The organism is Actinobaculum sp. oral taxon 183 str. F0552 (assembly GCF_000466165.1).
Lineage (GTDB): Bacteria > Actinomycetota > Actinomycetes > Actinomycetales > Actinomycetaceae > Peptidiphaga.
The window spans coordinates 22,133-35,243 of sequence record NZ_KE951461.1; the positions used below are offsets into that span (position 1 = coordinate 22,133).

General features: G+C 58.9%; 12 protein-coding genes. 10 read left to right on the top strand and 2 right to left on the bottom strand.

What is annotated here, in order from left to right:
• The first annotated feature begins 726 nt into the window (after positions 1-726).
• The 9 genes from HMPREF0043_RS11175 (at position 727) to HMPREF0043_RS08390 (ending at position 10,359) form a co-directional block, all read left to right on the top strand.
• Complete coding sequence (locus HMPREF0043_RS11175) at positions 727-1,002, top strand: hypothetical protein (RefSeq protein ID WP_156897560.1); 276 nt, start codon at positions 727-729, stop codon at positions 1,000-1,002.
• Positions 1,002-2,213, top strand: a complete 1,212-nt coding sequence (locus HMPREF0043_RS11180; protein WP_021602595.1) for a hypothetical protein — start codon at positions 1,002-1,004, stop codon at positions 2,211-2,213. The genes HMPREF0043_RS11175 and HMPREF0043_RS11180 overlap by 1 nt, the downstream gene beginning before the upstream one ends.
• Positions 2,198-3,064, top strand: a complete 867-nt coding sequence (locus HMPREF0043_RS11185; RefSeq protein ID WP_021602596.1) for a hypothetical protein — start codon at positions 2,198-2,200, stop codon at positions 3,062-3,064. The genes HMPREF0043_RS11180 and HMPREF0043_RS11185 overlap by 16 nt, the downstream gene beginning before the upstream one ends.
• Before the next feature lie 90 nt (positions 3,065-3,154).
• A complete protein-coding gene (locus HMPREF0043_RS10790; RefSeq protein WP_021602597.1) occupies positions 3,155-4,303 on the top strand; it encodes an RCC1 domain-containing protein in 1,149 nt (382 codons plus the stop codon).
• 308 nt (positions 4,304-4,611) lie between these two features.
• The gene (locus HMPREF0043_RS08370; protein WP_156897561.1) at positions 4,612-6,069 is read left to right on the top strand and encodes a hypothetical protein; all 1,458 of its coding nucleotides are present in this window, start codon (positions 4,612-4,614) and stop codon (positions 6,067-6,069) included.
• Positions 6,070-6,286: 217 nt separating this feature from the next.
• Positions 6,287-6,895, top strand: a complete 609-nt coding sequence (gene udk / locus HMPREF0043_RS08375) for a uridine kinase (protein WP_021602600.1) — start codon at positions 6,287-6,289, stop codon at positions 6,893-6,895.
• 449 nt (positions 6,896-7,344) lie between these two features.
• Entirely contained in the window at positions 7,345-7,866 is a 522-nt protein-coding gene (gene rplJ, locus HMPREF0043_RS08380) for a 50S ribosomal protein L10 (RefSeq protein ID WP_021602602.1), read from the top strand.
• A 64-nt stretch (positions 7,867-7,930) separates the two neighbouring features.
• Positions 7,931-8,320 (top strand): 50S ribosomal protein L7/L12, encoded by a 390-nt coding sequence (rplL, locus tag HMPREF0043_RS08385; protein ID WP_021602603.1) that lies wholly within the window; start codon positions 7,931-7,933, stop codon positions 8,318-8,320.
• 389 nt (positions 8,321-8,709) lie between these two features.
• Positions 8,710-10,359 (top strand): NAD-dependent malic enzyme, encoded by a 1,650-nt coding sequence (locus HMPREF0043_RS08390; protein ID WP_021602605.1) that lies wholly within the window; start codon positions 8,710-8,712, stop codon positions 10,357-10,359.
• 90 nt (positions 10,360-10,449) lie between these two features.
• Here the strand turns inward: HMPREF0043_RS08390 and HMPREF0043_RS08395 are convergent, their stop codons facing one another.
• Together HMPREF0043_RS08395 and yczR are read right to left on the bottom strand one after the other, a co-directional pair.
• Positions 10,450-10,770, bottom strand: coding sequence for a DUF2249 domain-containing protein (locus HMPREF0043_RS08395; protein ID WP_021602606.1), 321 nt, complete (start codon positions 10,768-10,770; stop codon positions 10,450-10,452).
• Between the two features lie 110 nt (positions 10,771-10,880).
• Positions 10,881-12,293, bottom strand: coding sequence for a MocR-like transcription factor YczR (gene yczR / locus HMPREF0043_RS08400; RefSeq protein ID WP_021602607.1), 1,413 nt, complete (start codon positions 12,291-12,293; stop codon positions 10,881-10,883).
• A 244-nt stretch (positions 12,294-12,537) separates the two neighbouring features.
• Between yczR and HMPREF0043_RS11190 the strand changes: the two genes are divergently transcribed.
• The coding region (locus HMPREF0043_RS11190) for a Tm-1-like ATP-binding domain-containing protein (RefSeq protein ID WP_198010314.1) at positions 12,538-13,111 on the top strand (574 nt) is incomplete at its 3' end.

Genomic DNA, 13,111 nt, shown 5'->3' on the forward strand with positions numbered 1-13,111 from the left:
GAATGAACATTTTGTTTTGCATGTTTAATTGAAAATGGGAAGCTTTACTGGGAATAAAGTTCTGTATATGTTATTCAGGTGCTTATTACTGTTTCGTACTTGGTATAATTGTCACTTAACGTCCCAAACTATTTTACTCTGACTGGAAAAATTTTGAAAAGATCAATCATACTTAATTGATGGATTTTAGGCGAGTTTATCCTATCTTATCGCATGTACGCTTCGTTGCGGGATAGCCAAGTTGCCTCCGCGATAGCGAATAGGCGTTTCTGCCCGGTAGGCATGCGAATCCAATAGGGAAAATAAGGCAAGTCGCCGATAGCCGTCGTATCGACCGAGCGAAGCTTCGCAACGTGAAAGTTGGGGACTGAATCGTGACGAAGGGCCGTATCCGATTGGAACATGCCGCTTCCAAAGAAGCTGTTCCCGAAAGGCCGCTCTTTCGCGTCACACCCGAAAGAGCCCTGCTTTCGCAGGCGTGGCAATAACGGATATAGGGTAAACTCCGGTATTATGCTCACAATTTCAGCGTCATGGTAGTGGAATCCGCGAATCTCGCGTAATGCAATCTGGTCTTTTTCTCTTCCACCGCCGGCCGTATTCAGCTATGGTAGAAACAGCCAAGGGAAGCGAGGTACACGATGGTTGACGAGCTGGTATTTGACCGTGACGCCGTAGGCGTCATCAGTAGCAGCAATTGGAGCGACTCCCTATAGATTTGACGGTGTGGCCCGAGGTTTCAATGACCCTATTTTTACAACATCGACGGCTTTTACCGGGAAGCTCTTAGAAGAGGCGGGTATAAGCAAACTCGCGACAAATCTTGGTGAGTTTCTCACTCTCAGCCAGAATTGCGCGAAAGAGCTTGCTGACGCTGCCGCTTCCTTGGGGTCGGGATCGGCTAGCGCAATTGAAAATTTTGACGAACAAGAAGCAATGACTGTCATGCAGTATACTATGATGCGTTTACTTATCGGTCAGTCTGTATTAGGAGATGACTGATGCCTGGCAAAGATGTCATGCCGCAACTCCCCGATATCGCGGACGACCTAAGTGATATCATGTCGGACCTCCAAGGCATCGGCGGAGGTCTGTCAGATGCTCAAATCGTGCAACAAACCGTCCCATCGGAAGTGTGGAAGGGTGCTTCAGCCCATGCTTATACACAGGAATTAGATACTCTTAAGAATAAAGTCAGTACTCTTTCAGGAAAAGCCTACGCTTGTGCTCAAGATTTACAGCCTTTCCGAGAAAAATTATCTGAAATTCGACATAAAATAACTACCTGGCAAAATGATTACGATGAAGCGGAAAACAATTATGTGAGCGCTGTGATGACGGACGCCGCTTTTGCGAAGGTGGAAAATTGGACGCAGGCTCAATGCGATGCTGCTGAAGCGAAACATAGAAGAGAAAGAGATGAAAAACAAACAGGTTTAATGCTCAACTATAGAGCAGCACTTAGCGAACTCGATACCATAGGAAAAGGGATTGCTAATAAAACAGCATATTATATGAATGAACTTGTTCCCGCTGACAGTCGTGGTAGTCGTGAAGCTGTTGGTAAAGCTTACCTTGCTGATATGCCCCTCGCGGGTGGCAAGGCTCGACTTGACTATGAAAGGAAGCGGGCCAAAGAAGCCAAGAATGACCTTGAAGCTGTAATTGACAACAAGTCTCCGAATTTTAAAGAATTCAATGCAAAATGGGGCAATGAGTTGGCGAATAATTCTTATTTTGCTCTTTCGTTTATGGTTGAACTCAAAGGCGCGGGACTGGACCGGAATATGAGGAAATTGTTAGGAAACGGTTGGAGAGAAGGTGCGATTGATCAAGATCAATTTATGGAGAATATTGGCAGTGCATATATTATAGCTTCAGGAAGTCGACGTGATAGCGATTTTGATGAGGCAACTCCTGCTACGGCTGCAAAATGGCGCTCTACTTCATGGTTTCCTGAATTGCGTGCATCGAAAATGCATGAAGCTTTAGGGAAAGCTGTTCAGTCGCAAAGTGCTCGTCACACGGACGCTGCCGCTATGGCTATGACTTCTGAATATTTGAATTCCTATGTCGATTTGACGGGAGGTAATCGCTCTTCAGGTTATCAATTATATGACACAATGAATAAAGTGATTCAAACAAAGGAAATTGGTAATGATCTTAAAACGAGTAGAGTATATATATATCAAATATTATGTCAAATAATATAAATGATGTTAGTGCGACATTTGAAAGTAATACTAATACAGATAGTCTCCAAAAAGGTATTGCGGTAAAAGATGGCCACATAAGTTTAAGGTTTAATTTTAATAGTAGTAAAAAAGGTTTTAGTTCATTAATAGATGAACTAGCGAAGGATAGGCCGGGAAATTTAGATATAGGTGTTGCTAGGAGCGATAACGGAAAATTTGTTATACATGATCAAAATAAATTAAATGATTTTAAAACTAAGCCCACTGCTTTACAGCGTATTATTCTTGCTTCCATTAATGAATCAGGCAGCCAAGTCGAGAAAAATATTGGTGGAAGAAATACAACTAGTATGGAAAAAATTGCGGAAGGCCATTCAAATCTCTTAAAATACGTTACAGGGGCTGATAGTACTGTAAAAGGAGAAATTGCAAAACATAAGGATGATATCAATAGTTTCATGGCGTCTGCGGCAGAAGCAGGCCTTGGACTTTTGCCCCTCCCTGGTGGCCCGATTGTGTCCCGTATAGGCTCTTTTGGTCTTTCACAAGCTGGTGGACAACTGATGGAAACGATCTTTCCAACGGATAACCAAGCAAAAACACTTAAAGATAGCTCTAATACAAACGACTACGTAGAAAAGCTTTTCAATCAGTCTGTTACACGTAGCATTATTAAACGAGCAGACTATCACGATATATCTACACCGAGTGAGTATGGTATTTGGTATGCGAAGAATTATGGTACAAATGTTAATGATATTAAATTTTGGTACACTGATTCTTCTGGATCCATGAAACTTATGGATCCGGAAGACATCAAAAAATGTAATCCAAATACAAAAGCCGCATACTACGATTATATAAATTAGGTTGGCAAAAATGGAGAACCGAGAGGTTTGCGAGCAAAGTATTCGGCGGTATACGAAAAAATTCACGATAACTTTAAGTAGAAAGCTGCTATGTTAACTAATTTTGTTTTTCTCAAATTGTTTAAAAAGTATTTCATATCATTTATGTGTATTATGATTTCGTTTATTTCCTGTAGCGGATTTGATGGTTCGTTTGTAACTGGCAACTTTATTAAAGTAATTTCTGCTCGTTATTCTGTTTGCGCTTTGACTTCTAATGGTGATGTATATTGTTGGGGTGCTAATTCTCATGGCCAACTAGGTAATGCAGATGATAAAGGTAATGACATTCAACATCCTAAAAAGATTGCTTTATCTATTTCAATACGTGATATCTCGGCTTCGGGCGATCATATATGTGCTTTGTCTAGAAGTAATTATGTATATTGTTGGGGATATAATGGCTCGCATGAAGTTTCTTCTTCAGATAAAGATAGCGTTTTCCGACCGGTAAAAGTGCCGCTTCCAGGGCCAAGTGTATCAGTTAAAACTGGCTCTTATTCGTCTTGTTCAATTTTAAAAAATAAAAAAATATATTGTTGGGGTTCAAATTATTATGGAATATTGGATCCCAAGGATTCTTCATCTAAATTTTCATATCCTCGCCAAATATTGTCAAATAAGTCTGTTTTAGATTTTAAAATTGCTTTGGGATATTTGTGTTATATAGATTACAAAGGAAAAGTATTTTGTCGTGGTGAAGGAACAGATAATGCTTCTGCGTATAACTTCGATAATTTCATCGAAATTCCCTTTTCTTCATTTGCTTTAAAGTTTTTTGCTACTTCTTATTTATTTTGTGTTGTTTTAAAAAATAAAACAGTGCAATGTTGGGATGATTATAAATTGGATTCTGCTAATATGAGTAAACAACGTATTGAAAGTTCTACAGGAACTTATGCTAACTTTTCTCCTTTTAATTCTGACCCAAATGCTATAAGTGGAAAAGGATTTTGTACGTTAACAGATTCGAAAATTGTTTGTAAAAATGAACTATCTAATGATCTTAGTCGATATGCTAACAAACTATATGCTATATCATCCGCTGTGATAGTGCCAGATCATGATAATGATTATGCTTGTGCTGTAACTAAATTTGGCGATCTTTATTGTTGGCGAAGAGCGGGTTTAATTCCAATACTTCCGAAAAATTCTGTTAACGGAGAACTTGTTCATTTGGGTGGTCCAAAAAAGAAGTGAATTCTATGATTTCCATTTTGTGCTGTATACGTATAAATGCTGATTAAACAATGTTTTCACTATGTGACCGGCCAATGGCGGTGACTCGTGTCGTTGAGGCCGGTGAATCCGTGGGTCGAGGGACGGAATCGGGAAGGTCGAGTCGCCGGTGCACGTCCGGCGCCCCGTGACCTAACCTGGACTGGTGGAGAAATGCGAGGGCCGCAGCCGCCGGCATGGGCTTTTCCGGACGGGTCTCGGACGTGCGGGGGAGGAACGGTTCGCACCTGCGGCGAGGCGATGTGAGGCGGAGAAACGGCAGGCCTCCTGTGCCAGGTAGTGCACGGCGTGAAAGCCCTTTCACCCGAGTGGGGGAGTGGCTCGAAGGGACTGCGAGGACGTGGCTCAGACGTGACGGCGTGCTGGCCGTGCTGCTGGCCCTGCTCAGCCTGATCTGGAGCGCCGTCGCGATCGGCAACGGCCCGGCCGTCAGCCGGTACGACGAATGGACCTACATCGACTACTCGCGCAAAATCGCCGATGGGCACGTCCCCGTACGCGGCGAGAAGCTGGCGACGGCGAGCCTGGAAGACTGGTCCTGCCGGGGCATGGAGGGCAGGATCCGGGGCGTCGCCCCACCCCCGTGCAAAGCGGCCGAGGCCGGAAGGAACCCCGCGAAATGGCCCTTGAAGGGTGAGAACTACAACGGCTTCCATCCGCCCCTCTATTTCGCCGCGGCCGGATACGGGGGGAAGGCCGTCGCGGCCGTAGCCGGCACCGGATTCGTCACCGGCGCCCGATGGATCTCGGCGCTCTTCGTCGCCGGAGGAGTCGCCGTTCTGTTCCTGGCGATCCGCGCCTGGAAGGCCTCCCGTGTGGCGGCCTTCGGCGGAGCGCTCCTCGGCTTGGCGACGCCCGCCGTCGCGGCGTCGGCCGCCATCGTCCACAACGACGCCGTCACCCTCCTGGCCGGCGCGGCCGCCGTGTGGGTCGGAGCGCGCATCTTCGTGCACCGCCGTCTGGGGTGGGGTGCGCCGGCGGCCCTGACGGCCGCCATAGCGTGCACGCGGGTCATCTCGCTGGCCGCCATGGTGACCGTCACGATCGTCGTCGCCCTGGCCGCGCTCGCACCGGAACGCTTCGGCCTGTGCCGGGAAGAGTGCGACAGGCGGCAGGTGCGTCGCAGGCTCGTGCGCGTCGTCCTCGCGAACGCGCTCGCCACGGCCGGGCCCTACTTGGCGTGGACCGCGTGGCAGAACGCCCGCACGCCGGCGGGCTACATCCCGGCGATCAGCGGCCTGTCGACGGCGTCTGTCGATGAGAACGGGTTGCGCTACGTGCTGCCGAGCATCCTCGACGCCTACGGGCTGACGGACCCGCGCACGGACTTCTACTTCCAGCCGGGCATCAAATCCGGTACGACCTTCCTGTGGGCCGACCTGCTCTACGTCTTCTACTCGCTCCTGCCGGTGGTCGCCCTCATCGGTCTCTGGCATTCCCGCCAGCGCAGGGCGGTCGCCCTCGCGACCGGAGGAGGGCCGGCCGTCGCCGCCGGAATCGTCCAAGCGCGCGAGCTGGCGACCTCCGCATCGTATTTCCGCACCGTTTCCGGTCGCTACGCCGTGAGCATCGCAGCCCTCTACTGCGCCGCCGCGAGCCTCATCGCCGACCGTCCGCGATGGCGATGGGGACTGGTCGGCTTCGCCGTCGCAGGATACCTCCTCCTCATGCTCGGAGTGGTCGGCGCTTCCAGCCTGGAGGAGGTGAACGAGGATCTGCGCCGCTGAGACCCGCGGCCGCAGGGGGCCCACGACTGCGGATTCGAGACGGCCAGGCCCGCCGTCCGGCGAGTCGGGACCGGGTCGGGGACTGGCAGCCACTCGGCAAAGCGCCGCCCCGCGGAACGAGAGCCGGTCCAATTCCGCGGCGCGGCCGGCGCGCATTGCACCACGTGCCCGGCCGTCGGATACTGTTGCCGTCGACGTTCGCGGAGGAGGGCTCGGTATGACGCTCGTGGTCGGAGTGGCCGGCGGCACCGGCAGCGGCAAGACGACCCTGACGAACAGGCTCTTGGAGCGGTTCTCCGGCGAGGCGTCCGTGATCTTCCACGACAACTACTACAAGGCCCACGACGAGCTCACCTACGAGGAGCGCTGCCTGCTCAACTACGACCACCCCGACGCCTTCGACAACGCCCTCATGGTCCGCCAGCTCGAACGGCTCGTGGCCGGGCAGGCCGTCGACTGCCCCGTCTACGACTATTCCGCGCACAATCGCTCCTGCGAGACCACGCGAATCCTGCCCGCGCCCGTCGTGATCGTCGAGGGCATACTCATCTACGCCGAGCCGGCGATCTGCGATCTGATCGACATCAAGATCTTCGTCGACACCGACGCCGACGTGCGCATCCTGCGCCGGATCAAGCGCGACGTCGTCGAGCGCGGGCGAACACTCGAATCCGTGGAACGGCAATACCTGACGACCGTCAAGCCCATGCACGAGCTGTACGTCGAGCCGTCCAAGCGCAACGCGGACCTGATCATCCCCGAAGGAGGGCACAACCTCGTCGCCCTCGACATGCTCGTCCGCAGAATCTCCCAGGCCATCAGCTGACCGCCTCTCCCGGAGGCTGGCTTTCGCTCTGCGGGGAGGAGCTGTATCACAGAACGCGATCGCCGGCATTGACGCCCGGCTTTCGCTTCGCGGGGATCTGTATGTCCACGGTGCGCTTGGAGTAGTGCTCGAGAGCGGCTGGCCTTCATCCCCGCGGCGCCAGTGGTGGACATCGTCTGTGGCAGCTTTCCGCGATCTCACGGGGAGCGTGGTGTGACGAGGGGAACTTCCTGTCCGACAGTCCGGATTGGCGCGGCCGCCTTCGCATCCGATAGGCTGTTCTCCGCCAAAGACCGCAGGTCCCCCGTCTTCGGGCGGGAGTTAAACCCGTGAGGGCCGGCGCAGGTGAGAATCGAGTTCAGCCGAGCGGATTCGGCCGAGCCCCGTGCACGCCTGCGCGGGGCTTTTTGCTATGGGCGTCCTGCGACACACGACCGAAGGGAGGCCCAATGGCACGGACCGACAAGTCGGCGGCGATCGCTGAACTCAAGGAGAAGTTCGAAAACTCCTCAGCTATCCTGCTCACTGAATACCGCGGGCTCACCGTCGCGGCGATGCAGACGCTTCGCCGCTCGCTCGGCGCCAACGCGGAGTACAAGGTCGCCAAGAACACGCTCACCGCCATCGCGGCTAAGCAGGCCGGCGTCGAAGGCCTCGACGACGCCCTCGCCGGTCCGACGGCGATCGCGTTCGTAACCGGTGAAGTCTCCGAGGCCGCCAAGGCGATCCGCGACTTCGCCAAGGACAACCCTGCGCTCGTCGTCAAGGGTGGCGTTCTGGAGGGCACCGTGCTCTCGGCCGGAGACGTCGCCAAGCTTGCCGACCTCGAGTCCCGCGAAGTGCTCCTGGCCAAGGCCGCGGGTGTGCTCAAGGCTGCCCTGTTCCAGGCGGCATACGTTTTCCAGGCGCCCGTCTCCAAGACGGTGCGCACCATCGACGCGCTGCGCGCGAAGGAAGAAGCGGCCGCCTGACCGGGCGCCGCGCAATCAACGGATACATCTGCTCGCGTAGCAGGCATCAGGAAGGAAGGCCATCATGGCTAAGCTCTCCACCGAAGAGCTCATCGCAGCTTTCAAAGAGCTCACCCTCGTCGAGCTCAACGATTTCGTCAAGGCGTTCGAAGAGGAGTTCGACGTCACCGCCGCGGCTCCCGTCGCAGCCGTCGCCGCAGCCGCTCCCGCCGCGGGCGAGGAGGCTCCCGCCGAGGAGGAGAAGGACTCCTTCGACGTCGTCCTCGAATCAGTCGGTGACAAGAAGGTCCCGGTCATCAAGGAAGTGCGCGCCCTGACCAGCCTCGGCCTCAAGGAAGCCAAGGACCTCGTCGACTCGGCTCCCAAGGCCGTTCTCGAGGGCGTCAACAAGGAAGCCGCCGAGAAGGCCAAGGAGCAGCTCGAAGGGGCTGGCGCAACCGTCACCCTCAAGTGACCCGAGCGGCGTGAGCCATCGATCTCAGTGGGGCGCGGCAACAGCCGCGCCCCACACTCATTCCGGGGCGGTTCGGTCCCAGACGGAAGTGAGCCAACGACTTCGTGAATTAGCGTTTGAACCGCACGCGCGGGTCCAGACGGGGGCGAGAAGGCGATGACTTAGAATCAGCGGGCGGGCGCCCGGCCGCCGTGTGGGATCGGTCAGTTCGAGGTTCCGAAAGCCCGAGCGGCCGCCGCGGCCGGAAGGCGAGCTCCGGCGGGAGGAACCCGGAATTCCCAGAGCCGTTCAGGGATCGCAGCGCGATGAGGATCCTCGCGGGGGATCTCACAACTGTCCCCGGTCGCCGAAAGGGCGTCGCCCCGGTCTACGAGAAGGAGTGAAAAGCCATGGCAAAGAAACCGGAGATCATCCTCGACCCCCTGACCAACCGCGGCACCGCGTTCACCCACGCCCAGCGCGCCCGGATCGGCCTGACCGGACGCCTCCCCTCGGCGGTGGAAACCCTCGACCAGCAGGCCAGGCGCGCATGGAAGCAACTCGAACGCCACGAGACGGACCTGGAAAAGTACGTCTTCCTCGATCAGCTCCACGACCGCAACGAAGTGCTCTACTTCCGCCTCCTCGTCGACCACCTGGCCGAGCTGCTCCCGATCGTCTATGACCCGACGGTGGGGGAGGCCATCGAGAAGTGGAGTCAGGACTACCGGCGTTCGCGCGCCGTCTACCTGTCCATCGACCGACCCGAGGACGTCGAGGCGTCCTTCGACACCCTCGGGCTCGGACCCGACGACGTCGACCTCATCGTCGTCTCCGACGCCGAAGCCATCCTCGGCATCGGAGACTGGGGCGTCAACGGCACCGACATCTCGGTGGGCAAGCTCGCGGTCTACACGGCTGCCGCAGGCGTCGATCCGTCCCGCGTCATCGCAGTCAACCTCGACGTCGGGACCGACAACGAGAGACTCCTCAACGACCCGTTCTACCTGGGCAACCGCCACGCCCGCGTGCGCGGCGAAGCCTACGACGACTTCATCGAGCTCTACCTGCGGACCGCGGCGAAACTGTACCCCCGCGCCCTCCTTCACTTCGAAGACTTCGGCGCTGCCAACGCCCGCCGCATACTCGTGAACCACCGCGACGAATACCGGATTTTCAACGACGATATGCAGGGGACCGGAGCCATCGTCATGGCCGCCGTCATATCGGGTCTCAAAGTCACCGGGGAGTCCTTCTCCGATCAGCGCCTCGTGGTGTTCGGAGCCGGCACCGCGGGCACCGGCATGGCCGACCAGATCCACGCCGCGATGGTCCGCGACGGACTCAACGAAGCCGATGCGCGCGCCCGAATCTGGCTCGTCGACCGCGACGGGCTCGTGACCGACGATATGGACGCTCTGCCCGACTACCAGCAGGCCTACGCCCGGCCCGCGTCCGAGGTCGCCTCATGGAAACGACATGGGCGAAGGATCGAGCTCCTCGACGTCGTCGAACGGGTAGAGCCCACCATTCTCATCGGCACGTCGACCTTGCACAATGCGTTCACTGAGGAGGTCGTCACCGCGCTTGCGAGGGGAGTCGAACGGCCGATCCTCCTGCCGTTGTCTAACCCGACGTCCCGCATCGAAGTCTCCCCTGAGGACGCCATCCGGTGGAGCGACGGCCGTGCCCTCCTGGCCACCGGAATCCCCGTGCCGCCGATCGAATACGAAGGCACGGCCTTCCACATCGGCCAAGGCAACAACGCCCTGCTATACCCGGGCCTGGGACTCGGAACGATCGTCGCCGGAGCGAGCAGCATAACCGACGGAATGCTCCTCGCCGCCGCCCGAGCCGTGGCGGGCCAAGTCGACCCGACTCCTCTCGGGTCCTCGCTGCTCCCTGCAGTGGAGGATCTGCGCGCGTCCTCCGCAACCGTGGCGGTCGCCGTCATCGAGGCCGCCCAGGCCGACGGCGTCGCCGCCGCCGACGTCGGCGATCCCGTCCAAGCGGTCCTGGACGCCATGTGGCAGCCCGTCTACCCTGACGATCTCGGATGACGTGAGGCTCTGCCGGGTCTGGGACGGAATCGCCCAGACCCGGCGAACATGGAACCTGCCGACCGCGGCCTCACGTCGAGGTCGGCCGGTTCACAGAGCCGTGCGGGTTATCCTGACGAACCAGAACTCGGGGCCGTCCTGAAGGACCTCGTAGTCGAAGGCTCCCGGCAGCCGATCGACCTGCGCCAGTAGCGGAGCGGGCAAGTGGGATGCCTTGATCGTCAGGGAGAAGCCGGGGTTGAGCGAGCTGAGAGCCCCCAGTATCGCGGCATGGCGCACGAAATGGGGAATCGCTTGTACGTCGAGGACGGCGTCCTGCGAGGTGTCGTGCAGGGCGTGGCTGTGCACGGGAAGGGAGTGACGGGTCTGGTCGCGGCCGTCTTCCCGGCCGGGATTGGGTCGTTCGGACATCGAGATCCTCCTTAGGAATCGCCGCGTCCACCGTATGCCGCGAAGGCTTCTCGGGGAAGTGTGACGTCGATTCCCGACTCGCCCTGAGGTCCCGCCCCTGAGGCGGACGCTCACCTCGGCCGGTGCGCGGACGCACTGGGTTCGAGGCCGGAGCGCACGGTGCGGAGCGCTTCGGCCATCGTCTCGCGCTTCGGCCAGACCGGAAGGCGCAGGTGCCGGTTCCACCGGCCCGTCCGGGAGAACAGCCGCCCCGGTGCGAGCCGGATTCCCGCGCGAGCGGCGCGCTGTTCCAGGATCGTGGCGTCGCCTCGCGTGTCCACCCACATTCCGGTGCCCCCGGCCGGCTGGTCCCACGTCCACGACGGGAAGATCTCCCGCACGGTCGCCGCGGCCTCCGTGTAGCGCGCCAGGAGCACGGCTCTCCGTTTGCGGAGCTGGGTCCGGCTGTGGGGAAGCAAGAGGGTCGCGGCGAGCTGATCCGGCACGGCCGCCCCCAGGTCGGCGGCGCTCTTCAACGTCCCGAGCTGGCGGATGAGCGGGGAGGGGCCGCGTATCCACCCGATGCGCAAGCCTCCCCAGAACAGCTTCGACAGGGTGGCGATGGTCAGGAGCCGATCGGGGTCGGCGAAGGCTTCCATTCCCGGCGCAGGGGAGGAACGGAACCAAGGAAGGTCGGCCTGGGAGTGGTCGTCGACGACGATGGCCGGGCACCGTCCCGCGATCTCGCCGATCGCGCGCCGGTGTCGGGAGGGGTAGTGGAGACCGGTCGGGTTGTGGATCGGGCTTTGAACGTAGAGGACCGCGGCGCCGCGCACGCCGTCGCGCAGCGCCTCCAGGTCGAGATGCCCGTTGTCGAAGGGCACGCCGCGAACACGGCCGCCGGCGCCGGCGAAAGCCTCCAGAGCGCCGCGGTAGGTGGGGTCCTCTAGCAGGGTGAGCGTGCCTGGTCCCGCCAAGGCGTTGGCGATGAGCCAGACCGCCTGCTGTGCGCCGGCGGTGACGAGGATCTGCTCGGGCGATGTCGCCAGGCCTGCGTTCGTGTGCCGTTCGGCGATCAGACTCCGCAGCTCTGGCAGCCCCGAGGGAGAGTAGCCCGGGGAGGCCAGGCGGTCCCCGCTGAGCATCGGCCCCACGGCGCCTATCGCCTCGGCGACGAGTTCGTCGCCCGGCAGGGCCCCGGAGGATAGGTCGACGGCGGGGGAGCGGTCCGCGAAGGACAGGAGGCGCCCGTCGATGTCGGACCCGACCGCCCGCGGCCGCGCGACATAGTTCCCCGAGCCGCGCCTAGGCTCCAGGCGGCCGGATTCATGGAGGATCCCGTACGCCCGCACAACGGTCCCCCGGGCCACGCCCAGAGCGGAGGCCAATCGGCGTTGGCTCGGCAGGACGTGGGCTGCGGGCAGGAGCGATCCGTCGATGAGGCTGGTCAGCCCGTGGGCGAGCGCGCGATAGTCGGGGAGCGTCTGTGAGCGCCATGCGCCCAGGAATCGGGCGACTTTGGCCGGGTCGATGCGTGTGTCCATCGGTGCTCCGTATGTCGACGCGTATGCGCTGGCGGACGGTCAGGCGGTGGAACGGCGGCGGTGCCGTGGCGCGCGGACGCCGGGCGGGAGGCATCGATCGCGCCGTCGGCGTGAAAGACGGCGCCGCCTGCCCGGCGTTTGTGGACCACTTTAGCGGAAATGGTCCACAAACGCCCTCGATGCGGCGGATACCGTGGACGGGCAGGCCGCAACGACGCGGTCACCCCGTGTGGAGGAGGAATACATGGCAACAGTCGGATTGATTGGAACTTTCGACACGAAGCGCGTGGAATGCGAGTACCTCGCCGCGTGCATTCGGGCGCGGGGAGCCGCGGTCCTGACGATCGACGTCGGCCCTCTGTCCGACGCCGAGACCGACGTGACCGCCGCCGACGTGGCTCGGGCTGCAGGCGAGGACATCGCGGACCTGCGCAGGCGCGCCGATCGGGGCGCGGCTATGGACGTCATGGCGCGTGGCGCCGCGGCGGTCGTCGCGGCCCGGGCTCGCGGCGGGGACATCGACGCGGTTCTGGCCGCCGGCGGCTCGGGCGGGTCGTCCGTGGCCTCCAGGGCGATGCGGGCACTTCCCGTCGGCTTCCCGAAACTCCTCGTCTCGACCATGGCCTGCGGCGACGTCTCGCCCTACGTCGGGCAAACCGACATCGCGATGGTGTACTCGGTGGTGGACGTGGCGGGAATCAACAGCGTGTCCAGCCAGGTCTTCGGCAACGCCGCGGCCGCAGCGGCCGGCATGGCCGAGGAGTACGAGTGGCGGCGGGCGGAGGGCGGCCGGCAGGCCAAGCCGGCCGTCGCGCTGT

Excerpts from the sequence above, each read along its gene's own strand:
- HMPREF0043_RS10790 (WP_021602597.1), top strand. The coding sequence starts at position 3,155 with ATGTTAACTAATTTTGTTTTTCTCAAATTGTTTAAAAAGTATTTCATA.
- HMPREF0043_RS08395 (WP_021602606.1), bottom strand. The coding sequence starts at position 10,770 with ATGTCCGAACGACCCAATCCCGGCCGGGAAGACGGCCGCGACCAGACC.
- yczR (WP_021602607.1), bottom strand. The coding sequence starts at position 12,293 with ATGGACACACGCATCGACCCGGCCAAAGTCGCCCGATTCCTGGGCGCA.
- rplJ (WP_021602602.1), top strand. The coding sequence starts at position 7,345 with ATGGCACGGACCGACAAGTCGGCGGCGATCGCTGAACTCAAGGAGAAG.
- HMPREF0043_RS11180 (WP_021602595.1), top strand. The coding sequence starts at position 1,002 with ATGCCTGGCAAAGATGTCATGCCGCAACTCCCCGATATCGCGGACGAC.
- rplL (WP_021602603.1), top strand. The coding sequence starts at position 7,931 with ATGGCTAAGCTCTCCACCGAAGAGCTCATCGCAGCTTTCAAAGAGCTC.
- udk (WP_021602600.1), top strand. The coding sequence starts at position 6,287 with ATGACGCTCGTGGTCGGAGTGGCCGGCGGCACCGGCAGCGGCAAGACG.
- HMPREF0043_RS08390 (WP_021602605.1), top strand. The coding sequence starts at position 8,710 with ATGGCAAAGAAACCGGAGATCATCCTCGACCCCCTGACCAACCGCGGC.
- HMPREF0043_RS11185 (WP_021602596.1), top strand. The coding sequence starts at position 2,198 with ATGTCAAATAATATAAATGATGTTAGTGCGACATTTGAAAGTAATACT.